Raw genomic sequence first — 22,611 nt, forward strand, 5'->3', positions numbered from 1 at the left:
GGTACGTCCCGCACGTGCCGGACAGGGCCTCCGGACCCGCCGGGGGCGGAGGCCCTGGAACCGGATCAGTGAACGACGTGGACGGTGTCGCCGCCGTTCGCCGCGCTCGCCACCGTGAAGGTGGTGTTGTCGGAGACGTCGGTGCACAGCAGCTCGCTGTCGACGGCGTAGGAGCCGTCGTAGAGCCAGATGTAGCCCGCGTCGCACGTCTTCCAGGTGCCGGTGGAGCTGTGGTAGAGGCGGCCGGCGTAACCGTCGTAGCCGTAGATCGTCGTGTCGTTGACGTAGGTCAGGTTGAGGTCGCTGCAGCTGCTGGTGGCGGACTTCTTGACGTGGGTGCCGCCGGTGCCTTCGTACGCCGAGGTGGTGAGCGTGGACGTCACGCAGGCGTCCGGGGCGGCGGACGCGGCGGGCGCGAGCACCAGACAGCCGGCGGCGGAGACGAGCGCGAGCGCGCCGGCGGCGATGACCTTCCTCATGGTTTCCCCCATCTGGTTCGGATGTGAGGTGGATCGGGCACCCGGAACGCTCGCAGAACACGTGTCCCGCGGACCACGCCCTTCGACAGGGGTCTAAAGTCCCGCGCCGGTCGGCGGAGTCCGCCGCTCCGGCGGTACGGGGGGACACTCACGTGGCCCGTGGGGCGAGAGGGGACTGTGTCCGGTCGGCGGGCGGCCGGGATACCTGCCCCGGAGCCGGCCTGAGCAGCGCGGCGCCGAGCGGGGTGAGGGTGTGCAGCACGGTGTTGTGGCGGCGCCGGCTGATGACCAGGCCGGCGTCGCGCAGGACGGTGGTGTGGTGGGTGGCGGTGGGCGTCGAGACGCCCAGCAGGCGGGCCAGTTCGGAGGTGGTCGCGCCGAGCGCGAGGAACCGCAGGGCGGCCGCCCGGGTACGGCCGAGCAGCGCGGCGAGCGTGGCGTCGGCGGGGAGTTCGGGGACGGTCTGGCGGACCCCGTGCACGGGGTAGATCAGGACCGGCCGCAGGGTGTCGTCCGCCATCGAGACCGGTGACTGCCAGCAGAAGTACGAGGGGACCAGGCGCAGCCCGCGGCCGCCGAGGTGCAGGTCCCGGTCCTCGACGTAGTCGACCTGCAGTACCGGGGGCTGCCAGCGGACGGCCGGCGACAGGCCGCTGAGCAGTCCGTCGGCCCCGGTGTCGAGGGCGTCACGCGCCAGCAGGGCGCGCTCCCCGGCGACGGCGGCGGCGATGCGGCTCTCGTGGGGTGCGATCACCGCTTCGTGGTAGGCGCGCAGAAGTTTGGCCAGTTCTTCCCTGGTCTGGCGTTCCGTCAGCCGGGGCGCCCAGTCGGGGGCGCCGCTGAACCGGTCCAGCATCCGGATCTCGTGGGCGACCCGCTCGGGCGGCGTGTCGACGACGGCCGCGAGCCCGCGGTCCAGGCCGTCGGCGGCCTCGTGCGGGGTGAGGAAGTCGGGCAGGTAGCGGGCCCGGGGCAGGATCGGGACCAGGAGCCGGCTCACGGCCGCGCCGAGCGGGGTGCCGGTGAGGGTGGCCCGGGTCTCGCGGTACCAGTCGGCGTAGGCCCAGCGGCCCCGCGAGGTCTGTAACCGGTGCAGGCTGCAGGTGACCTCCCACAGCGGGTCGGGGGCGCTCGCCACCCGGACGCGGGTCAGGTCCTGAGGCGTGAAGTGGATGCGCAGCACGAGAACCGCCCCCCGAGTCGAACAGCAGTCCGGTCAGGAGCAGCGTGGAGCACGCGGCCCCCGGGAACAACTCGGGAATCGGCCGTCACGGCGCCGGGAACATGCCCGGACATGCTTCGAGGGGGCCCGGCCCGTAGACCGAACCCCCTCGGCTTTCCCCTCCGTATCAGAACCCCCGCGATCCCCCCGGATCCCCCTCCGAAAGTCCTGATGCCGAGTACGACCGGCGAGGTGGGGGGAGGGTTGTACGCGGGTCCAAGATTTTCTCCCCGCGATCACGTGTGCCGCCCGGCGGGCGACCGGACCGCTCCGCAGCGTGCTCGCGCATCACTGGCGGAGAGGTAGTGGCTCTCGACCCTGGACGCGATCAGGAAGGACCTGGTGTCCGACGGCCTCGGGTACCGGTACGACCCCGGCTCGTCTTCGAGAAGATGCTCACCTACGCCGGCCGTCTCGGCCTGCACTCCGAGGAGATCGGGCCGACCGGCGAACAACTCGGCAACTTCCCGCAGGCGTTGACCCGGCTCGCCCTGGTCACCGCCGCACTGAACCTCGATGCCCATCTCGACGCCGCCAAGCCCGGCCACCCTCCCGCCACCCGGCGGGGTCTCAGGCTGCCGCGTGGCGACGGGGGCGGTGCCGGGAGGCGATGGTCGTGGTCAGGGCTTCGACGGCGTCGACGGTCGTGGTGCTCAGAGCGACGGCGCGGCCGGCCGTGACGCTGCCGGAGCCGTCGGACGCCTCGGCCGGCAGACCGGAGCGGGCGGTGAAGGCGTCGAAGGCCGACCGCAGTGCCCCCGGGGCCACGGTCTCGGCTCCGGCGGCGGCGCGGGCCAGGGCGGTGAGGTGTTCGTGCAGCGGATCGGCCAGTTCGGTCAGCTCCGGCACGGTCTCCTGCGGGGTGCGCGGCAGGTTCTCGCCGAGCAGGGTGGCACATCCGGCGACCGTGGTCACCTGGGTCCTGATCTGCTCCAGCTGCCCGCTCGACCAGGGGCAGCGGTGCTCGGCCGGCTCGGCGTGCGACTGCGCCACCGCGGCCGTCAGGTGCTCCCTGACCTGCCGGGCCCGCTCCCGCAGCGCGTCGACGGCCGCCCGGTCGGCCGCCCCGACGGCGGCGTAGCCGGTCAGCAGCTCGGGCAGCAGCCGGTCCTGCACCCGCAGCCACTCCGCGAGCAGGCCCGGCACCCGCCGGGCGGACCAGGTCGGCCAGAGCAGGAAGACGAGTACGGCGAGCACGGCACCGACCACCGTGTCGGCGGCGCGCGCCCACGCCGTCGGGCCGGGCAGCCCGCCGACGTGGTGGATCAGGAAGACGATCCAGGTGGTCAGCCACAGGTTGAGCATCAGCTGCCCGGTCCGCAGGGTGACGAACGAGGCCGCGGCCAGCACCACCGACAGGGCCGCGAGGCCGCCGGGCGACCAGTGCGGCAGGGACAGCGCCCAGGCGAGGATGCCGCCCAGCACGGCCCCGGCCGCCCGTCCCCAGGCGCGGGCGACGGTGTGTCCGTACTCGGGGAAGAGCACCAGCATGGTGGTCAGGGCCACCCAGAAGCCGTGCGCGGAGATGCCGAGCCCGCCCCACCCGCCGATCGACCGGCCGATGACCTCGGCGACCACCACGGCGACGGCGAGCCGCACCGCATGGCGGAAGATCGGTGACCGGGGGCACAGCTGCGCCCGGATCCGCCGGGCGGTGCGCGCCACCGAAGGGGTGCCTGCGTACAGGCCCGGCACCTCGGCATGGGGTTGCAGTACGTCGCCGAGGCGGTCGTCGGTCGAGGACCGGGCCAGCTGCCCGGCCTGCCGCAGCCGCGCGGCCAGGTCGCGGGGGCCGGGCACGGGCGAGGCGGCCGCCCACGACTCCAGGAGGGCGCCGGCCGGTTCGGGGGTGCGGTGCTCGCGGCCGGAGGCCACCGTACGGGAGACGGTGTCCAGCACCTGCGCGGCGGCGGCCAGTGCCTCCCGGTCCCCGGCCGCCCGGGCCGCCGGTTCCGTCAGCCGGACGGTGAGCAGCGCCCGGCGGATGCGCTCGGCCTCTCCCAGCAGCCCGAACAGGGCCGCCGCGGCCGGCCGGCTGAACTGCGGCAGCAGGTCCAGGGCCTGCCGGGCCGCCGTGGACGGGGCGGTGCCGCCCAGGGCGGCGGGGTCGGCCGCGACCGAGGCCTCGGCGAGCGACCGGTACAGGGCGGCGAGGGCACGGCGCTGGGCGGCGAACCGCGGACCGTACGGCGGGAGCAGTTGCACCACCACGACGAGTCCGGTCCCGACCGCGATCCACCCGGCCATCACCAGGCCGCCGTGCACGCCGGGAGCGAGATCGGCCGTGATCATCAGCCCGATGACCGCGAGGCAGCCCCGGATGCCGGAGGCGACGCCCAGCGTCCGCCAGAGCCCGGTGGCGAACGCCGCGGCCCCGAGCAGCAGCAGGAACAACCAGGTGTTGCCGTGCACCAGGGCCCCCAGCACCGCCATCGCGCTGAAGGCCGCGGCCATCCCGAGCGCGTTGACCACGGGGTGGCGCAACGGGCTCACCAGCGTGCCGATGCCGCAGATGAACGCGCCGACACTGGCCATGGACCCGGCCACCGGGTCGTCGAGGAGCAGGCCGAGGACCGTGGCGAGCAGGACCGCCAGTACGGCCCGCGCGATCGCCGACGGGGCCGCGAACGCCCGTTGAATGCGCAGCCCGTCCCGGCCGATCCTGATCAGCGACGACCACCAGCGCATGTCCGGGCCTCCTCAGCGGCACGGCGCGGGAGCAGCGTTCTCATCTTCTGCCGGCCCCGGCACGGCCGCCACTCGCTGTACCTGGACCACAGGTGGCCATAGGATCCAGCGAACGCGCAACCGCCCCCACGACACCTGCCCCACCCCGGATCGGACGGGGTGGGGCAGGCTCTCAGGGAAGCCGGTCAGGGGAAACCGGCGTATTCAGCTTCGGCGTACTGCGGCCGGATTCAGCGGACCGTGACGGACACGTTCTTGGAGACGGCGCTGCCGTCCTTGACGCGCAGAACCTCGACGCCCTTCTTGTCGAACTTGTCGGTGAGCTTGTAGGCCGCCTTGGAGACCTTCGCGGTGGCGGGCAGTGAGACCCACTTCTTGCCGTCCTTGACCTGGAGGGTCACCTTGCTGCCCTCCTTGATGCCGTCCACCTTGCCGGTGAAGGTGACGACATCGCCCACCCGGACGGTGCCGGCGCTCGCCTTGAGGGTGATCGAGGAGGCCGGGGCCGGGGCGGCGACGGCGGCGGTGGCACCGGCGGCGACGAGCGCGGCGGAAGCTACGGCAACGGCGGCGATACGCATGTTCACAGAGAACTCCTTGGTTTTGAATTGCCTTTCACAACCGCAATCCAGGGCCATTTGCTCACCCTTGCGGCCGACTCGAATCCTATAGACACGAGCAGACAGGATGCGGTTCCAGCGGAATGGAAAAAACCCGAACCGACAGGTGAACCACAGCAAATAGAAAAGGACGGAGGACCGTGAACAGGGAATATAAAAAAGACCTGTGTGAAGAAGTCCTCACACTGGTGCGCCCGTCAGCTCTCCAGCCGGACCGGCATCAGGAGCGAGCAGACGTCCTCGTCGTCGGGCCGTCGGATCGCGATCGGCGCCGTGGGCGCGCCCAGTTCCAGAACCAGCCGGTCACGGGCCCCGGCGGCCAGCGCCGCCAACAGGAACGCGCGGTTGACGGCGACACGGTCCGGGTCGTCGTCGGCATCGGCGCAGAGGGTCACCGCACCGCCGTCCGCCACCCTGAGCACGCTGAGGTCGGGTGCCCCGGCCTCTCCGCAGCGAACGGGACCCGTCTCCAGAGCCTGCCGGAAGGCCGCCACCTCCACGACGGCGCGCCGTCCGCCGGGCCGGGGCAGGAGACGGCGGTAGTCGGGGAAGTCGTGGTCGAGGCACCGGCCGGCCGCCTGCCGGTCCCCGGCCTCCAGGGTCACCCGGTCACCGTCGACGGAGAGCCCCACGGCTCCCTCGCCGTCCAGCAGCGGCCGCATCGCGTCGGCGAGCGGAGCGGGCACGACGACCTGCACCCGGCCCCCGTCGTGCCCGGTGACCCCGGCCCGCGCGACCGCCATCCGGTATCGGTCGGTGGCCACGGCACGAAGGCTCTCGCCCTCGATGTCGAACAGAACCCCGCCGAGCATCGGCAGCTCGGGGTCGGTACTCACCGCGAATCGAACGGCGTCCAGCACGGCCGCCAGTTCCGGTGCGGCGACGGACAGGCGGACGGCGGCGGTGCGAAGCGAGGTCATGGCGTTCTCCCGTTGGTCGAGTAGCGCTCGGAGTGCGGAGAACTCACCGCGGGCGTCGGACAGCCCCTGTTCCAGACGGCGCAGGTGTGCCGTGAGCAGCTTCCGCACCAGACCGGTGTCCGGGCCGGACCAGCCGGCCAGCACCAGCCGGATGTCCGCCAGCGGCATCCCGGCCCGGCGCAGGCGGGCCAGCACCCGGGCCTCTTCCACCTGTCCGGGCTCGTACCACCGGTAACCGCTCACCGGATCCACCCAGGCAGGCACCAGCACACCGGCCCGGTCGTAGAACCGCAGGGCACTCACGCCGAGCCCGCTCTCGCGGGCCGTCTCCCCGATGCTGCGCATGTCGTTCTCCACACCCGGCACTCTGGGCCCTGCACAAGGTCGAGGGTCAACCGGGCCGGGTCAGTCACCACGCGGCAACCGCGCACCCCTGCTCTCGGCCACAAGCTTGACGTCCCTCAGTGATTCGCTCAGCCGCCGGGCCAGGTAGCGGAGTTCGTCGCGAGTCAACCGCTGCTCGGCGAGGAGTTCGGCCGCGTGGTCGAGCAGGTCGCCCGCCATGCCGAGGTGCACGCTCTCGATCTGGTCGGCAAGCCGGGAGACGTACCCCGTCCCGTCACCCACGAGATAACCGGGTTTGCCGTCCGCACCGGTCCACGGAAGCAGGCGCCCGCTCATACGTAGACCTCCACCTGGTCGAGGTAGGGGCGGACGAGCGGACTGTCCTCGCCACGCAAGGGGGCTTCGCAGCCGACATACGGGCACGAGTACGGGTAGGTGTACGCGAGCGGTACGACCTGCCTGCGGCGCCGTCGCCCGCGAGCGGGCAGGAGGAGCCGGAGCAACGGCTCGACCAGCCGGACCAGGAGATACGTCATGCCGACCTGCTTTCCCACCTGCGGTGACTTCGGTGTGTTGCGATTCCCTCACAGAGTGGGGTCGGGGGTGGCTACGCTGCCAGGGGCGGGGACTTGACAGAGCCTTTGTCAGGAACGGGAGTTGGCAGCATGAGCGAGCGCCAGAAGCCTCGGACGCAACGGGAGAAGTACGGAGAGGAGCTGAGGCTGCGGCGGACGGCGGCCGGTCTCACCCAGGAGGGACTGGGCGAGCTGGTCGTGTGCTCGCCGACACTGATCAGCCATTTCGAGGCGGGGAGGCGGCTCCCGAAGCCGGATGACGCGCGCCGGATCGACCGGGCCCTCAAGACGGACGGATTCTTCGAGCGGTGGCTGGAGGACCTGGACTCGAAGTACAACGACTACTTCGCGGCCGTGGCCGAGCTTGAGAAACAGGCCACGCTCATCCAGCAGTTCGCGCTGTCGTTGGTTCCCGGTGTGTTCCAGACCGAGGACTACGCGAGTGCACTCTTCCGCGCGTACCGGCCGACCTATGTCGCTGAGGAGCTTGACGAGTTCCTCGTCAACCGAACAAAACGCCGCCGAATCCTCGACGGCCCCGAGCAGCCGGTCATCTGGACGCTACTCGACGAGTCGGTGTTGCGGCGCCACGTCGGCGGCTCCCGGGTCATGGCCGTACAGCTGCACAAGATCGCGGACATGGCCGAGGCGGGGCGACTGCGGCTCCACGTGCTTCCGTACGGTGTCGGAGCACACGCTCTCCTGCAGAGCTACCTCACGCTCATGAGCTTTGAGGACTCCGCCCCCGTCGCCTACGTCGAAGGCTTCCTCACCGGCAACTTGATGGACGATCCGGCGCTGGTGAGTGCCAGCCAGACGGCCTACGCTCTGGCCTTGAGCGACGCGTTGTCGCATCAGCAGTCACTTGCCGTCGTCAGAGCGGCAGCGGAGGATCACGCACATGGCGAGCAATGAACACACCGTCTCCAACTCGTCCGCGTTCACCGGGTGGTACAAGTCCAGCTACAGCGGTGGCACCAACGACGACTGCCTGGAGATCGCCCGTGGCCACGCCGCCGTACCCGTCCGCGACAGCAAGGCGGGTACCACCGGCCCGGCGCTGGTCTTCTCGTCCAACGGCTGGGCCGCGTTCGTCGGGGCCGTGCGGGACGGTCGTATCAGTAGCTGACGCCCCGGAAGTGCAGGAACGCGGCACGTAGTTCGGGATCGCGGAGGAGTTCGAGGACATCCTCCTCCCCCACGAACAGGGCATCGGCCGCCGGATGGCCGGACTGGTGGAACATGTTGACCAGCACATCGATGAGGGGATGGTTCCAGGCGAGCCGGACGATGCCCTTCGCCTTGTCACTTTTCCCCTCGTCCATGGTCATGCGCCACATCCGCATGAAAACCCCGGCCGCCGCATAGGCGTCCATACGTCCCTTGACCAGGACCGCTCTCGCGTTGAGGCCGAACACCTCGATGCAGGCGCGTCCCCGGTCGGTCAGGCCCTGGTACGTCCCGAGCGCGAGCACCAGCCGCAGGTGGTCCAGGGGGTCCTCGGCCGTCGGGTCGACGAGCAGGGGGCTGCCGTCGGCCGCGACGGGAAACCGGCTCCGCTTCTGGTTGCTGTTGCAGAACGAGCAGGCGAGCACGTGGTTGAGCCAGTCGAAGGTACGCAGCGGAGCAAGGCTCTTCGGCTCGAAGTGGTCGATGTCCGTGCCCTGGCCGTCACCGCAGTACATGCAGCGTTCGTGGCCGGGAGCCATCTCCGCGAGCCCCTTGGCGAGTGCGGGACGGACCTGCCGACGGTTCGCCCACAGTTGCTTCGCCCTGTCCTTTCGTTCCTGCTCAGTGACCTGTTGCCGGATGTCGTCGGTGTAGTCCCGCAGCCGTTCCATCGTGGCGGCCGGCAGGACGGCACGCCGGAGCCGGATCACTCCGCTTCGTCCTTGATCTCCGCCGCGATCCGCTGGAGGTGCGCGCCCATCTCGTCCAGGCGGGCCGACGGCGAGCTGGCGAGCCGCTCCTTGAGTTCCCGGTAGCGGGCGAGCGACTCCGCCGTCGAGGCCCCGTCGTAGATCTCCGCCTCCAGCTCCACGAACTCGGCCCTCGCCTGCTCGGCCCGCTCGGAGTAGGGCGTGTCGAGACCGAAGAGGTCGGAGAGAACGGCGTCGTCGCCGCTGCCGTACACCACTCGGTCGTACAGGTCCGGGTCGATGACCTCGGGCGGGCGCGCCTCGTCCACGCCGGGCAGCCTGATGAGGCCGCCGGGGTCGGCCGCCTGGCAGATGTAAGGGCTGTGCGTGGTGACGATGAACTGGATGCGGGGGAAGTGGGCGGTCAGCCAGGGGCCGATCCGGCGCTGCCAGGAGACGTGCAGATGGGCGTCGATCTCGTCGATGATGACGACGCCGGGTGTCAGCAGCGCGATCGGCCCGCCGCCGGCCTCTCTGCGGCCGGACTCCCACAGGTCGTCGCCGAACACGTCGTGCAGCTGCTTGAGGATGTCGACGACGAGGGCCGCCACCGTACGGAACCCGTCGCTCATCTCCCGCAGCGGGAAGCGGCTGTCGTACCGTTCCACCCACAGGCCCTCGGAGTCGACGTCGTCGATCCGGTACCCGTCCGGCAGCAGTCCGTCGCCGAGCAGCGCCAGTGCGAACGTCTTCAGCGCCTGGGCGCCCCCTCTGCCCTCCAGCGCGCGCAGATGCTGCTCGATCAGCCAGGTGACGCCCTCGGCGAGTGAGGCGTCCTCGTGGAAGAGGCTCGTGTGCCTGGCCACGGGCCCGGACGCCAGCATCAGCCGCTGCACCTCGCCCGAGCCGCCGGCCATCCGCCGGAACGGCCCGTAGGCCGCGGAGAACCAGCCCGCGGGACTGTCAGCCCAGGGACCACGGCGGGCGATGCTCGTCTGTGCCTTGGTGTACCTGATCTCGTCGAGCCCGGACAGGACGCCCCGCCGGACCGGAACCCTGCCCGCCGTGCCGTCGCGGGGTGTCTTCCAGCGGAGCCCGGCCCAGAAGGCATGGGCAGGCGGGCGGCCCTGGGAGAACCGGTCGTGCTGCGCGTTGCGGCTGATCTCGACCTCGACCTCGCCCGCCGTGCTCCGTTCGGTCACCCAGTTCTCGAACACCGGCACCAGACTGCGGGCCACCCCGGGCCCGGTGAGCGCCAGCGCCATGGCCCGCAGCAGCGTGGTCTTGCCCGAACCGTTGCGGCCGGCGAGCACCGTCCACCCGGCGTGACTTCCGTCGGGGCGGGTCAGCGTGAGGTCGACTTCACGGGGCCCGTGGAAGGACTTGATGTCCTTCACGATGATCCGGCTGACGTACATGGTCGTCGGCGTCCGTTCGCTCGGGTGTCACCCCGATCTTAGGGGCGTGGCCTGCCCGGCAGCACGGGATGCGGGCAGGCCACCGGCTCGTCAGTCCGCCGCGTGCGCCAGGAAGCGTTCCGCCGTCTCCGCCAGCACCTCCCGCCCGTCCCGTGCCCACAGCCCGTCGTTGAACAGCTCCACCTCGATGGGACCTGTGTAACCGGCCGCCTCCACGTACCCCTTCCACTCCCGCATGTCGATCGCGCCGTCGCCGATCTGGCCCCGGCCGTTCAGGACTCCCGCCGGCAGCGGGGTGGTCCAGTCGGCGAGCTGGAAGGTGTGGATGCGGCCGCCCGCGCCCGCCCGGGCGATCTGCGCGGGTGCCTGGTCGTCCCACCAGATGTGGTACGTGTCGACGGTGACGCCGACCTGCTGGGCCGGGAAGCGTTCCGCGAGGTCCAGGGCCTGGGTGAGGGTGGAGACCACGCAGCGGTCGGAGGCGAACATCGGGTGCAGGGGCTCGATGGCCAGGCGGACGCCGTGCCGCTCGGCGTAGGGGCCGAGTTCGGCGAGGGCGTCGGCGATGCGTTCCCGGGCGCCGTGCAGGTCCCTGGAGCCGGCCGGCAGGCCGCCGGAGACCAGGACCAGGGTGTCCGTGCCGAGGGTCGCGGCCTCCTCGACCGCCCGCCGGTTGTCGGCGAGCGCGGCGGCCCGCTCGTCCGGGTCGATGGCCGTGAGGAAGCCGCCGCGGCACAGGGTGGTGACCGCCAGGCCGGCCTCGCGGACCAGCTTGGCGGTGGCCTCGACGCCGTACGACTGCACCGGCTCGCGCCAGAGGCCGACGCCGGGCACGCCCAGTTCCCGGCAGGCGTCGGCCAGTTCGGGCAGCGACAGCTGCTTGACGGTCATCTGGTTGATGGAGAAGCGGGAGAGGTCGCCGGTCACTGGTTCACTCCGTACAGGGCGAGGAGGGTCTTCATCCGGTCCTCGGCCAGCTTCGGGTCCGGGAACAGGCCCAGGCCGTCGGCGAGTTCGTAGGCGCGCGCGAAGTGCGGCAGCGAGCGGGCCGACTGGAGGCCGCCGACCATGGTGAAGTGGCTCTGGTGGCCGGCCAGCCAGGCCAGGAAGACCACGCCCGTCTTGTAGAAGCGGGTGGGCGTCTGGAAGAGGTGCCGGGAGAGTTCGACGGTGGGGTCGAGGAGGGTGCGGAAACCCGCCGTGTCGCCCGTGTCCAGGACCCGGACCGCCTCCGCCGCCAGCGGCCCCAGCGGGTCGAAGATGCCGAGCAGGGCGTGGCTGAAGCCCTGCTCGTCGCCCGCGATCAGCTCGGGGTAGTTGAAGTCGTCGCCGGTGTAGCAGCGGACGCCCTGCGGCAGGCGGCGGCGCAGGTCGACCTCGCGCTGCGCGTCCAGCAACGACACCTTGATGCCGTCGACCTTGTCGGGGTGGGCGGCGATGACCTCCAGGAAGGTGTCGGTGGCCGTGTCGAGGTCGGAGGAGCCCCAGTAACCCTCCAGCGCCGGGTCGAACATCGGGCCGAGCCAGTGCAGGACCACCGGCTCGGCGGCCTGGCGCAGCAGGTGGCCGTAGACGTCGAGGTAGTCCTCGGGGCCGGTGGCGGCGGCCGCGAGCGCCCTGGAGGCCATCAGGATGGCCTGGGCGCCCGACTCCTCGACGAGGGCGAGCTGCTCCTCGTACGCGGCCCGGATCCCGGCGAGGGTGCCGCCGCCGGTGAGCTGGTCGGTGCCGACACCGCAGGCGATCCGGCCGCCCACCGCACGCGCCTCGGCGGCACTGCGGCGGATCAGCTCGGCCGCGCCCGCCCAGTCCAGGCCCATGCCGCGCTGGGCGGTGTCCATCGCCTCGGCGACGCCCAGGCCGTGCGCCCACAGGTGGCGGCGGAAGGCGAGGGTGGCGTCCCAGTCGACGGCGGCGGGCGCGTCGGGGTTCGAGTCGGCGAACGGGTCGGCGACGACGTGCGCCGCCGAGAAGACCGTACGGGAGGTGAAGGGGGTGCCCGGGGTGAGGGCGAGGGGCTCGCTGCGGGGTTCGTACGCCCGCAGCGACCCGTCCGGGGCGGGGAGGTGGAGGGTCACAGTTCGATCTCCGGTACGTCGAGGCGGCGGCCCTCCGCCGACGACTTCAGGCCCAGCTCGGCGAGCTGGACGCCGCGGGCGCCGGCCAGCAGGTCCCAGTGGTAGGGGGCGTCGGCGTAGACGTGCTTGAGGAACAGCTCCCACTGGGCCTTGAAGCCGTTGTCGAACTCGGTGTTGTCGGGGATCTCCTGCCACTGCTCGCGGAAGGCGTAGGTGGCCGGGATGTCCGGGTTCCAGACCGGCTTGGGGGTCGCGCTGCGGTGCTGGACACGGCAGTTGCGCAGGCCGGCGACCGCTGAGCCTTCGGTGCCGTCCACCTGGAACTCGACCAGTTCGTCCCGGTTGACGCGGACCGTCCAGGAGGAGTTGATCTGGGCGATCGCGCCGCCGTCGAGCTCGAAGATGCCGTACGCGGCGTCGTCCGCCGTCGCGTCGTAGGGCTTGCCGTTCTCGTCCCAGCGCTGCGGGACGTGGGTGGCGGTGAGAGCCTGGACGGACTTCACGCGGCCGAACAGCTCGTGCAGGACGTACTCCCAGTGCGGGAACATGTCGACGACGATGCCGCCGCCGTCCTCCGCGCGGTAGTTCCAGGACGGGCGCTGCGCCTCCTGCCAGTCGCCCTCGAAGACCCAGTAGCCGAACTCGCCGCGGACGGAGAGGATCCGGCCGAAGAAGCCGCCGTCGATGAGCCGCTTCAGCTTGAGCAGGCCGGGCAGGAAGATCTTGTCCTGGACGACGCCGGACTTGACGCCCTTGGCGTGCGCGAGCCTGGCCAGCTCCAGGGCGCCCTCCAGGCCGGTGGCCGTCGGCTTCTCGGTGTAGATGTGCTTCCCGGCCGCGATGGCCTGCTGGAGGGCCTCCTCGCGGGCGGAGGTGACCTGGGAGTCGAAGTAGATGTCGATGGTGGGGTCGGCGAGCACGGCCGCCAGGTCCGTCGAGATGTGCTCGTCGGACAGGCCGTGGCGGTCGGCGATCTCGCGGAGCGCGTACTCGCGGCGGCCGACGAGCACCGGTTCCGGCCACAGCACCGTGCCGTCGCCGAGGTCGAGTCCGCCCTGCTCGCGCAGGGCGAGGATCGAGCGGACGAGGTGCTGGCGGTAGCCCATGCGCCCGGTGACGCCGTTCATGGCGATACGCACCGTCTTGCGGTTCACGTGTTTCCCTTCGTCCGCGTGCGTCTCAGCAACGCAGCAAGCGCTTTCTATATGGTCTGAAGCTAGCCTTTGACCCCTGGTCTGTACAAGACCGTGATGGGGTCGAGTTGTTCGAGGGGGCGAACAACAGGAGTGAATGGCCTTATGGTCTGCACGGCAAGGGGGCTTCCTATGAGCAAGCTGTTGATCGGACTGCCGATCAGGCTGCGTACGACGACGTACGACGAGATGCGCGACCGGAGGACGACGAAATGACGGTGACCCTGGCGGACGTGGCGGCCCGCGCCCAGGTCTCGCCCGCGACGGTGTCGCGCGTACTGAACGGCAACTACCCCGTGGCCGCGTCCACGCGGGAGCGGGTGCTGCGGGCTGTGGACGAGCTGGACTACGTCCTCAACGGGCCGGCGAGCGCGCTCGCGGCGGCCACCTCCGACCTGGTCGGCATCCTGGTCAACGACATCGCGGACCCGTTCTTCGGGATCATGGCGAGCGCCATCCAGGCGGAGATCGGCGGTCCGGGCGGGCGCGCGGGCGGCGAGCGGCTGGCGGTGACCTGCAACACCGGGGGGTCGCCGGAGCGGGAACTGACGTACCTGACCCTGCTGCAGCGGCAGCGGGCGGCGGCGGTGGTCCTGACCGGCGGTGCCGTGGAGAACGCGCCGCACGCGGCGGCGGTGGCGGCGAAGCTGCGCAAGCTGGCGGACGCGGGGACCCGGGTGGTGCTGTGCGGGCGGCCGCCGGCGCCGGACACCGACGCGGTGGCGCTGACCTTCGACAACCGCGGCGGCGGCAAGCAGCTGACCGAGCACCTCATCGGGCTCGGCCACCGGCGCCTCGGCTACATCGCGGGACCCGAGGAGCGCACGACCACCCGGCACCGCCTGGAGGGCCACCGGGCCGCACTGGCCGAGGCGGGCATCGAGGAGGACCCGCGCTGGACCGTGCACGGGCGCTACGACCGGCGGGCGGGGTACGAGGCGACGCTGGAGCTGCTGCGCCGGGACCCGTCGCTGACCGCGGTGGTGGCGGCGAACGACTCCGTCGCGCTCGGCGCGTGCGCGGCGCTGCGGGAGTCGGGGCTGCGGATCCCGCAGGACGTGTCGGTGGCCGGCTTCGACGACCTGCCGTTCAGCATCGACGCGGTGCCGTCGCTGACGACGGTGCGGCTGCCGCTGGCGGAGGCGGGGGCGCGGGCCGGCCGCATCGCCATGGGCCGCGAGGAGCCGCCGCCGGGCGGGATCGCGACGGTTCGCGGCGAGCTGATGGTGCGGGGGTCCTCGGGGGTGCCGCGCACCTGACCGCCCACCGGCGACGAGAACCCCGACAGCGGGGGGCGCGGCTCAGGTGCCCCCGACCATTCCTCGTCCTCGTCCCGACTGTCGCGTTTCGGCTGCGGGCCGTCGGGGGCTTGTCGCGCAGTTCCCCGCGCTCCTGACAGGGGTGCTGGGGGTACCCCCGGCCGAGGGCTGGGGGAGGAACTGCGCGAGCAACCCCGGCAAGGGCTCGGCAGAGGTTTCGACACGGGGGTTTTCCACGCACGGATCCGGGTGCCCGAGGGTCGGGCACCCGGATCCGTCCTTCGCTGTCAGGGAGTGTCACTCACCGGCCGCCGCCACCGCCGCCGCCGTGGCCGCCGCCACCGCCGCCACCGTGACCGCCGCCACCGTAGCCGCCGCCACCGTGACCGCCGCCGCCATAACCGCCGCCGCCATAACCGCCGCCGCCATAACCGCCGCCGCCGTAGCCGCCGTGACCACCGTGGCCGCCGTAGCCGTAGTCGTCGTCCCAGCCGCCCCAGCCGCCCCAGCCGCCCCAGCCGCCGTGACCGCCGTAGCCGCCGCCACCGTGACCGCCGTAGCCGCCGCCACCGTAGCCTCCGCCACCGTGACCGCCGCCGCCGTAGCCTCCGCCGCCATGGCCGCCACCGCCGCCGCCGTGGCCACCGCCACCGCCGCCGCCGTGACCGCCGCCGCCACCGCCACCACCGTTGTCCTGGTAGGTGACGACGTGGTCGGGCGCCGCGTGGGTGGCCGCACTGGCGATTCCGGCTCCGGCGCCGAGCGCCAGGATGGGTGCCGAAATCGCAGCGATGGCGACCCTCTTCATACGTGTGGTGTGCGCGCGCATGGTTTCGCCCCTCTCCGAGGGTGTGGTTGTGTTACGACGGCCGCCGTGTCAGGGGGCCGGCCGCCCTGCGTGCGCTCCAGAGCCTGCGCGCAGCCCTGAGCGCGTCCGCCGCCCGCGATGCCGGTTCTCCGCACCCGTACGGGCTCTCCGGCGGACCACGTCACGTCCTCGTTGAAACGGACATAAGTGACGTTCGTGTATAAACCTACGGCGCGGGCGCGACGAAGTCAAAAGCAGGACCACGACCAAGCAAAAAAGAACAAGTAAAGCCTGCGGAGCCGCCGTTCGGGCCGACACCTTCCGGCCGGGCGGGGTGCCGGGATAGCCTCGGGGACACGGTATCTCTGACTCAGTCAACCATCGGGGTCCAGCCATGACCGTCCAGGACATCCGCGCCTTCAACCGCTTCTACACCAACCTCATCGGCGCCCTCGACTACGGCCGCCACCTCTACGCCCCGTACACCCTCACCGAGGCCCGGGTGCTCTACGAGCTGGCGCACGCCGCCGACACCGACGCGGCCGACCTGCGGTCCGATCTCGCGCTGGACGCCGGGTACTTGAGCCGGATCCTCAACAAATTCGAGGAGGCCGGACTGATCGAGCGCGCGCCCTCGGACAAGGACCCGCGGCGGCGGCGCGTGTCCCTCACCACGGGCGGCCGGGCCGCCGCCGAGCTGCTGGACGAGCGGGCCCGCGAATCGGTCGGCTCGCTGCTGGGCGCCGTCGACCCGGGCGCGCGGGCCCGCCTCGCCGAGGCCATGGGCACCATCCGCACGATCCTCGGCGACGGGCACGCCCCCGAGGGCTCCGGCGAGGTCGTGCTGCGCGAGCCGCGCCCCGGCGACCTGGGCTGGATCGTGCAGCGCAACGCGGCCCTGTACGCGGCCGAGTACGGCTTCAACGCCGACTACGAGGGGCTCGTCGCCCGGATCGTCGCCGACTACGCCGAGGACCACGACCCGCACCTGGAGCGGACCTGGATCGCCGAGCGGGCCGGGCGGCCGGTGGGCTGCGTGATGTGCGTACGGGACGACGCCCCGGGCACCGCGCGGCTGCGGCTGCTGCTCGTCGAACCGGAGGCCCGCGGGCTCGGCGTCGGCGACCGGCTGGTCACCGCCGTCACCGACTTCGCGCGCGGGGTCGGCTACCGGGAGCTCGTCCTGTGGACCAACGACGTGCTGTCCGCCGCCCGCCGCATCTACCGGCGGCACGGCTTCGTCCTCACCGCCGAGAAACCGCACCGCTCCTTCGGCAAGGACCTGGTCGGCCAGGACTGGCGGCTGGACCTGCACGCGACCGGTGAGTGAGAAGTAGGTTGGTGAGCATGAAGTTCGCCTTCTCCACCCTCGGGGTCCCCGGTCTGCCGGTGCCCGACGTGCTGGCGCTCGCCACGGCCCACGGCTACCACGGCGTGGAGCTGCGCGCCCACCCCGAGGAGCCGGTGCATCCCGGCCTCGGCCCGGCCGCGCGCGCCGACGTGGCCGCCGACTTCGAGGCGGCCGGGGTGGAGGTGCTGGGTGTCGCCGGGTACGCGCGCCTCGCGGCGCCCGGCGAGGACGCCCCGGTCCTCGACGAGACGCGCCAACTCCTCCAGCTCGCCCACGACCTGGGCGCCTCCTGCGTGCGGGTCTTCCCGGGCGCCGACCCGGACCTGCCGGCCGCCGAGTCCGACGCGATCGCCGCCCGGCGGCTCGGCACCCTCGCCGAGGACGCCTCCGCGCTCGGTGTACGGGTCCTCCTGGAGACCCACGACTCGCACCGCACCGGCGCCGCCGCGATCCGGATCCTCGGTCCCGTCGGCCACCGCATGGTCGGCTCGCTCTGGGACGTCATGCACACCTGGCTGGGCGGCGAGCAGCCCGCCGAGAGCTACGCGGCGCTCGCCCCGCACCTCGGCTACGTCCAGGTCAAGGACATCGCCTCGGCCGAGGACACCACCCCGCTGCCGCTCGGCGCCGGGGTCCTGCCTCTGTCCGAGTGCGTCGAGGTGCTCTCCCGGCACGGCTGGGACGGTTGGCTGTGCTGGGAGTACGAGAAGCGCTGGTACGAGGCGGCGGCCCCGCTGCCCGGACTGCTGGCGGCGGGGCGCGACCACCTGGCGCGGCTGCTCAACGAGTCGGCCTGAGCCCGGGTCCCGCCGCCGCGCTCACGCGCCGGCGGCCGGGATCCCCCACCCCGCTGCCAGCTCCCCGAACGCCTGGTGGAAGCCCGGGAAGGTCTTCTTCACGCACCCCGGGTCGTCGAAGGAGACGCCGGGCGTGCGCAGGCCGGTCACCGCGAAGGACATCACGACGCGGTGGTCGCCGAAGGTCTTGATCTCGGCCGGGGCGGGCGTGCCGGGCCGGATCTCGATCCAGTCGTCCCCCGTGACGGCCTCGATCCCCAGCCGGCGCAGGTTCTCCGCGCAGGCGTCCAGCCGGTCGCACTCCTTCACCCGGGTGTTGGCCACGTCCTCGATGCGGACGGGGCCGTCGGCGAAGGGGGCGATGGCCGCGAGGGTCGGCATGGTGTCGGAGATGTCCCGCATGGCGACGGTGAGACCGCGGAGCGTGCCGGTGCCGCGCACGGTCGTCCGGTCCTCGGCGATCTCGACGTCCGCGCCCATCCGCCGCAGCACGTCCACGAAGCCCAGGTCGCCCTGGAGGGCGCCCCGGCCGAGCCCCGGCACGGTGACCTCGCGGCCCGTCGCGGCCGCCGCGGCGAAGAAGTAGCTCGCGGTGGAGGCGTCGGGCTCGATCGCGTAGGTGGTGGCCCGGTAGCCGCCGGACGGGACGACGAAGACCTCGCCCTCGCGCGCCACCTCCACCCCGAACGAGCGCATCATCGCGATCGTGATCTCCACGTAGGGCGCGGACACCAGGTCCGTCACCCGGATCCGCAGGCCCCTGCGGGTGAGCGGGCCGAGCAGCAGCAGCGCGGTCAGGTACTGCGAGGACTGCCCGGCGTCGAGCGTCACCTCGCCGCCCTCGACCCCGGCCGCCTCGATGCGCAGCGGGTGGTGGCCCTCCGCCTCTTCGTGGCGCAGGTCGACACCGAGGTCGCGCAGGGCGCGGGTGAGCGGGGCGAGGGGGCGGCGGCGCATCTGCTCGGAGGCGTCGAAGCGGTAGCTGCCGTGGCCGGCCGCGGCGAGGGTGGGCAGGAAGCGGGCGGTGGTGGCGCCGTCCCGGCAGTAGACCTCGGCCTCCGGCAGCGCGGGGCCCTGCGGGCGGCCGTCCACCTGCCAGGTCTCGGGAGTACGGCCGACGCGGTAGCCGAGCCGGGCGAGGCCCTCGGCGAAGCCCTCGGTGTCGTCGGAGCGGAGGGGGCGGACGAGGGTGGTGACTCCGTCGGCGGCGGCCGCGAGGAAGAGGGCGCGGGCGGTGACGGATTTGGAACCGGGGATCGCGACGAGGGGCATGCCGCCATGATCGCCGGTCGGCGGTCTCGGGTGGGGTGTGTTTCCAATGGGTGGAACAGGTGGTTCGGTGCGCGCGGGCCGGTGGGGGCTTGTCGCGCAGTTCCCCGCGCCCCTGAAGGGGCGCTTCAGCTGGGCGGCGTCACATTCGTCGCGTCAGTCCGTCTTCTCCCGACTTCCGGGAAATACCGGCCGTCCGGGAACCCGCCCCCTCCCCCGCCCGTCCAACCCGCAGGCTGCCGGAAGAGTCTCCGTGGTGTGGTGTCGGTCCTCGCTGCTGGCTGCGAGAGCCGGCCTACCCTCTCCGCCGCACCACGGCCGTCGGCCCGCCGCCATCGACGTGCCCCCCTCCAATGCGCCGATGGCGGCCCCTTTCCGGTTACCGTGCATTCCCCACCAAAAGGAGCGCACGTGCCCTCCAGACGCACCGTTCTCGCCGCTACCGCGGGCGTCACCGCGGGACTGGCCGTCGGCACCGGCGCGGACGCCTTCGGCGCCGGCGACACGAACTCCGACGACAGGAGGCTCCAGGCGATCGTCGCGCGGATGACGATCGAGGAGAAGGTCGGGCAGCTGTTCGTGGTGCGGTTCTACGGGCACTCGGCCACCGACCCCGACCAGGCCGACGTCGACGCCAACCTCAAGGAGATCGGCGTCCGCACCGCCGCCGAGCTGATCGGGAAGTACCGCGTCGGCGGGATCATCTACTTCACCTGGACGCACAACACCCGGGACCCGCAACAGATCGCCGAGCTGTCGAACGGGATCCAGCGGGCCTCGCTGACGCAGCCGCGCGGCCTGCCCGTCCTGATCGCCACCGACCAGGAGCACGGCGCCGTCTGCCGGATCGGCAGGCCCGCCACCCTCTTCCCCGGCGCCATGGCGATGGGGGCGGGCGGCTCCCGGACCGACGCCCGCACCCTCGGCCGGATCTCCGGCGCGGAGCTGCGCGCGATGGGCGTCCGGCAGGACTACTCCCCGGACGCCGACGTCAACGTGAACCCGGCCAACCCGATCATCGGCGTACGGTCCTTCGGGGCCGGTCCGGACGCGGTCGGGGACCTGGTCGCCGCCGAGGTGCAGGGGTACCGGGACGCGGGCGTGGCGGCCACCGTCAAGCACTTCCCGGGGCACGGCGACACCGCCGTCGACAGCCACACCGGCTTCCCGGTGATCACGCACAGCCGGGAGCTGTGGGAGAAGCTGGACGCGGTCCCGTTCCGGGCGGCGATCGCGGCCGGGGTGGACTCGGTCATGACCGCGCACATCCAGTTCCCGGCCCTGGACGGCTCCGGCGACCCGGCGACCCTCTCGCAGCCCGTCCTCACCGGCATCCTGCGCGGCGAACTCGGCTACGACGGCGTCGTGGTGACCGACTCCCTCGGCATGGCGGGGGTCCGCACGGAGTACGGCGACGACCGGGTGCCCGTGCTCGCCCTGAAGGCCGGCGTGGACCAGCTCCTCGACCCGCCCCACCTGGACGTCGCCTGGAACGCCGTCCTGAAGGCCGTACGGGACGGCGAGCTGACCGAGGCCCGGCTGGACGAGTCGGTCCTGCGGATCCTGCGGCTGAAGTCCCGGCTGGGGCTGCTCGACCGGCCGTACGTCAACACGAAGGACGTCGGCCGGGTGGTCGGCGCGGCCCGGCACCTCGCCGCCGCCGACCGGATCGCCGAGCGCACCACCACGCTGCTGGTCAACGAGGGCGGGCTGCTTCCGCTCTCGCCCCGCACGCACGGCACGGTGCTGGTCGTCGGCGCCGACCCGGCCTCCCCGTCCGGTACGACGGGACCGCCGACCGGAGTGCTCGCCGCCGCCCTCACCGAACTGGGCTTCGCCGCGACCGCGTCGGCCACGGGCCTGGACCCGTCCGCCGCCGACGTCGACAGGGCGGTCGCGGCGGCGCGGGGAGCGGACGCGGTGGTCGTCGGGACGTACAACGTGACGGCGGGCGGCGGACAGCAGCGGCTGGTGGAACGGCTGGTCGCGACCGGCGTCCCGGTGGTGGCGGTGGCGGTGCGCAATCCCTACGATGTCGCCCGACTCCCCTCCCTGAAGGCCTGCTTGGCGACCTACTCGTGGACCGACGTCGAACTGCGGGCCGCGGCACGGGTGATCGCGGGCCGGGTGGCACCGCACGGCAGGCTGCCGGTGCCGGTGCAGCGGGCGGACGATCCGGCGCAGGTGCTGTATCCGATCGGCCACGGGCTGACGTATTAGACGTACGCCACAGAACCGGGCGTAACGCCCCCAACAGGCGGAAAGCCTCCCGTACAGCTGACGCGAACCGTGATCGCGGGCCACGCTGGCAGGGGGGTCGCTATGCGGAGCAGGCGTTTTGCGGGGGTTCTGGTGACGCTGGCCGTCGTGCTGTTGCCGGCCGGCTGCCGGACGTCGTCGTCCGGGGCGCCGGCGGGCAGCGCGCGGTCGACGGCGAGCCCGACGCCGTCCGGGTACGGCACGCAGTTCCTCGCGGTCGACGAGTGCAGCTCGTTCGGGACCGCCAGCTTCACCGAGGTGCCCTGCTCCGGTGAACGCGCGGCGGCCCGGGTGATCGCCCGGTACGACGGCGCCGTGGCCGACGGGCCGCTGTGCCCGGCCACCACCGACTTCGTGCTGCACATCGGCGCCCAGCGCACGGGCCGCGGCGAGAACGGCGACGGAACGATCCCGCAGGGCTACGCCTGCATGCGCAACCTGGAGCCGCCGCACCCCGGCGACCCCGGCGGGGGCGGCGGGCCGCGCACCATCGTCGGCGACTGCGTCTACAACTCGGGCCGCGGCCAGGTCCGGGAGACCACCTGCGACGGCTCGGGGAAGCGGAAGCCGCAGTACCGGGTGGTGCGGGCGGTGACCTCGCGGGACGCCTGCCCGGCGTCGACCGCCCTGTACGTCCAGCTGGGCGGGGAGCATCCGGTGGGCTGCGCCCGCCGCGTGTGAACGCTCCTTGCCGGCCCCGGGTTCGACCCCGGGCGGCCCCGCCGGATCCTGGCGCCTGGTCAGACGTGCACCGGGAACGCCGCCTGGAAGGCCAGCCGGGGGGCCGCGGCCGCCCCGAGCCGGGTGAGCAGGTCGTCGAGCGCGAGGTACTCCTCCCAGGGCTCCCGCCGCGTCTCGTCCGCCAGCGCCCGGACGACCCGGTCCTCGAGGCCGGGGACGCGCTTGTCCTTCCACACCTTGTCGGCCGTGCTGACCAGGAGGTCCTCCAGCGTCACCGCGGGGTCGTCCCAGTCGGCGTGGGTGGCGGCGAACCGGGCCAGTGCGGGCGGGAAGCCGCGGCTCAGCAGCAGGTCACGGCCGGCCGCCTCGTGGGCCGAGCCGGGTCCGGCGAGTTCCTCGGGGTGGCGGACCTTGCCCACGTCGTGGGTCGCCGCGCCGAAGAGGACGGCGTCGGGGTCCACGGGCAGGTCCGGGTACCGGTCCCGCACCCAGTCCACCAGGTCGGCCGCGACGTCGTGGACCGCACGCAGGTGCGCCGCCAGCCGGGGCGGGGCGCTCAGCGAACGCAGCAGTTCCGCCACCACGGGCGGCAACGGCCGCAGCGGGGGCTCGCCGGGAGCGTCCAGGGCACGTGCCAGGAAATCCGTGGGCGTCGCGGTCATCCCGGAGACGTTACCGGCACCCTGCCCGCATCACCATGACTCGGCCTGCCGGAACAGCGCGACCGCCTCGGCGAGGAACCAGACGCAGAACACCAGGCACGCACCCCACAGCCCCCACAGGACCCGGC

General features: G+C 72.5%; 22 protein-coding genes. 7 read left to right on the forward strand and 15 right to left on the reverse strand.

What is annotated here, in order from left to right; genetic code table 11:
• Window positions 1-65 precede the first annotated feature (65 nt).
• The 7 genes from ACFZB3_RS15190 to ACFZB3_RS15220 form a co-directional block, all read right to left on the reverse strand.
• On the reverse strand, window positions 66-479 hold the full coding sequence (locus tag ACFZB3_RS15190) for a hypothetical protein (RefSeq protein ID WP_391375129.1): 414 nt from the start codon (window positions 477-479) through the stop codon (window positions 66-68).
• A gap of 148 nt (window positions 480-627) precedes the next feature.
• Window positions 628-1,662, reverse strand: coding sequence for a helix-turn-helix domain-containing protein (locus tag ACFZB3_RS15195; protein WP_391375131.1), 1,035 nt, complete (start codon window positions 1,660-1,662; stop codon window positions 628-630).
• A gap of 609 nt (window positions 1,663-2,271) precedes the next feature.
• Window positions 2,272-4,389: an FUSC family protein gene (locus tag ACFZB3_RS15200; protein WP_391375134.1), complete on the reverse strand. Its 2,118-nt coding sequence runs from the start codon at window positions 4,387-4,389 to the stop codon at window positions 2,272-2,274.
• Window positions 4,390-4,619: 230 nt separating this feature from the next.
• Complete coding sequence (locus tag ACFZB3_RS15205; protein WP_391375812.1) at window positions 4,620-4,970, reverse strand: hypothetical protein; 351 nt, start codon at window positions 4,968-4,970, stop codon at window positions 4,620-4,622.
• A gap of 236 nt (window positions 4,971-5,206) precedes the next feature.
• Complete coding sequence (locus tag ACFZB3_RS15210; protein WP_391375137.1) at window positions 5,207-6,274, reverse strand: MerR family transcriptional regulator; 1,068 nt, start codon at window positions 6,272-6,274, stop codon at window positions 5,207-5,209.
• A 60-nt stretch (window positions 6,275-6,334) separates the two neighbouring features.
• The gene (locus ACFZB3_RS15215) at window positions 6,335-6,610 is read right to left on the reverse strand and encodes a hypothetical protein (protein WP_391375140.1); all 276 of its coding nucleotides are present in this window, start codon (window positions 6,608-6,610) and stop codon (window positions 6,335-6,337) included.
• Window positions 6,607-6,810 carry a hypothetical protein gene (locus ACFZB3_RS15220; RefSeq protein WP_391375143.1) on the reverse strand — a complete coding sequence of 68 codons (204 nt, stop codon included), beginning with the start codon at window positions 6,808-6,810 and terminating at the stop codon, window positions 6,607-6,609. Before ACFZB3_RS15220 ends, ACFZB3_RS15215 begins: the two co-directional genes overlap by 4 nt.
• Window positions 6,811-6,939: 129 nt before the next feature.
• Between ACFZB3_RS15220 and ACFZB3_RS15225 the strand changes: the two genes are divergently transcribed.
• Window positions 6,940-7,764 (forward strand): Scr1 family TA system antitoxin-like transcriptional regulator, encoded by an 825-nt coding sequence (locus ACFZB3_RS15225; RefSeq protein WP_391375146.1) that lies wholly within the window; start codon window positions 6,940-6,942, stop codon window positions 7,762-7,764.
• A complete protein-coding gene (locus tag ACFZB3_RS15230; protein WP_391375149.1) occupies window positions 7,751-7,978 on the forward strand; it encodes a DUF397 domain-containing protein in 228 nt (75 codons plus the stop codon). The genes ACFZB3_RS15225 and ACFZB3_RS15230 overlap by 14 nt, the downstream gene beginning before the upstream one ends.
• Here ACFZB3_RS15230 and ACFZB3_RS15235 read toward each other — a convergent pair.
• From ACFZB3_RS15235 to ACFZB3_RS15255, 5 genes are all read right to left on the reverse strand, one after another.
• Window positions 7,968-8,729: an HNH endonuclease gene (locus tag ACFZB3_RS15235; RefSeq protein WP_391375152.1), complete on the reverse strand. Its 762-nt coding sequence runs from the start codon at window positions 8,727-8,729 to the stop codon at window positions 7,968-7,970. The genes ACFZB3_RS15230 and ACFZB3_RS15235 overlap by 11 nt on opposite strands.
• Window positions 8,726-10,126, reverse strand: a complete 1,401-nt coding sequence (locus tag ACFZB3_RS15240; RefSeq protein WP_391375154.1) for an AAA family ATPase — start codon at window positions 10,124-10,126, stop codon at window positions 8,726-8,728. Before ACFZB3_RS15240 ends, ACFZB3_RS15235 begins: the two co-directional genes overlap by 4 nt.
• A gap of 90 nt (window positions 10,127-10,216) precedes the next feature.
• Window positions 10,217-11,017 carry a TIM barrel protein gene (locus ACFZB3_RS15245; protein WP_391375815.1) on the reverse strand — a complete coding sequence of 267 codons (801 nt, stop codon included), beginning with the start codon at window positions 11,015-11,017 and terminating at the stop codon, window positions 10,217-10,219.
• Between the two features lie 32 nt (window positions 11,018-11,049).
• A complete protein-coding gene (locus ACFZB3_RS15250) occupies window positions 11,050-12,204 on the reverse strand; it encodes a DUF993 family protein (protein ID WP_391375157.1) in 1,155 nt (384 codons plus the stop codon).
• Complete coding sequence (locus ACFZB3_RS15255) at window positions 12,201-13,358, reverse strand: Gfo/Idh/MocA family oxidoreductase (protein ID WP_391375160.1); 1,158 nt, start codon at window positions 13,356-13,358, stop codon at window positions 12,201-12,203. Before ACFZB3_RS15255 ends, ACFZB3_RS15250 begins: the two co-directional genes overlap by 4 nt.
• Before the next feature lie 251 nt (window positions 13,359-13,609).
• Between ACFZB3_RS15255 and ACFZB3_RS15260 the strand changes: the two genes are divergently transcribed.
• Window positions 13,610-14,656, forward strand: a complete 1,047-nt coding sequence (locus ACFZB3_RS15260) for a substrate-binding domain-containing protein (RefSeq protein ID WP_391375163.1) — start codon at window positions 13,610-13,612, stop codon at window positions 14,654-14,656.
• Window positions 14,657-14,957: 301 nt separating this feature from the next.
• Here ACFZB3_RS15260 and ACFZB3_RS15265 read toward each other — a convergent pair whose 3' ends face one another.
• Window positions 14,958-15,464 (reverse strand): hypothetical protein, encoded by a 507-nt coding sequence (locus ACFZB3_RS15265; RefSeq protein WP_391375165.1) that lies wholly within the window; start codon window positions 15,462-15,464, stop codon window positions 14,958-14,960.
• A gap of 394 nt (window positions 15,465-15,858) precedes the next feature.
• On the opposite strand from ACFZB3_RS15265, the gene ACFZB3_RS15270 reads away from it, so the two are divergent.
• Entirely contained in the window at window positions 15,859-16,794 is a 936-nt protein-coding gene (locus tag ACFZB3_RS15270; RefSeq protein WP_391375168.1) for a GNAT family N-acetyltransferase, read from the forward strand.
• 17 nt (window positions 16,795-16,811) lie between these two features.
• Window positions 16,812-17,612: a TIM barrel protein gene (locus tag ACFZB3_RS15275; RefSeq protein WP_391375171.1), complete on the forward strand. Its 801-nt coding sequence runs from the start codon at window positions 16,812-16,814 to the stop codon at window positions 17,610-17,612.
• A gap of 21 nt (window positions 17,613-17,633) precedes the next feature.
• On the opposite strand, the gene aroA is transcribed toward ACFZB3_RS15275, so the two are convergent.
• Window positions 17,634-18,884: a 3-phosphoshikimate 1-carboxyvinyltransferase gene (aroA, locus tag ACFZB3_RS15280; protein ID WP_391375174.1), complete on the reverse strand. Its 1,251-nt coding sequence runs from the start codon at window positions 18,882-18,884 to the stop codon at window positions 17,634-17,636.
• A gap of 408 nt (window positions 18,885-19,292) precedes the next feature.
• Between aroA and ACFZB3_RS15285 the strand changes: the two genes are divergently transcribed.
• Together ACFZB3_RS15285 and ACFZB3_RS15290 are read left to right on the forward strand one after the other, a co-directional pair.
• Window positions 19,293-21,101: a glycoside hydrolase family 3 N-terminal domain-containing protein gene (locus ACFZB3_RS15285; RefSeq protein ID WP_391375177.1), complete on the forward strand. Its 1,809-nt coding sequence runs from the start codon at window positions 19,293-19,295 to the stop codon at window positions 21,099-21,101.
• 102 nt (window positions 21,102-21,203) lie between these two features.
• A complete protein-coding gene (locus ACFZB3_RS15290; RefSeq protein ID WP_391375179.1) occupies window positions 21,204-21,821 on the forward strand; it encodes a hypothetical protein in 618 nt (205 codons plus the stop codon).
• Window positions 21,822-21,880: 59 nt separating this feature from the next.
• Here the strand turns inward: ACFZB3_RS15290 and ACFZB3_RS15295 are convergent, their stop codons facing one another.
• Window positions 21,881-22,483, reverse strand: a complete 603-nt coding sequence (locus ACFZB3_RS15295) for an HD domain-containing protein (protein ID WP_391375182.1) — start codon at window positions 22,481-22,483, stop codon at window positions 21,881-21,883.
• Window positions 22,484-22,611: the final 128 nt, after the last annotated feature.

The organism is Streptomyces sp. NPDC008092 (assembly GCF_042957285.1).
Lineage (GTDB): Bacteria > Actinomycetota > Actinomycetes > Streptomycetales > Streptomycetaceae > Streptomyces.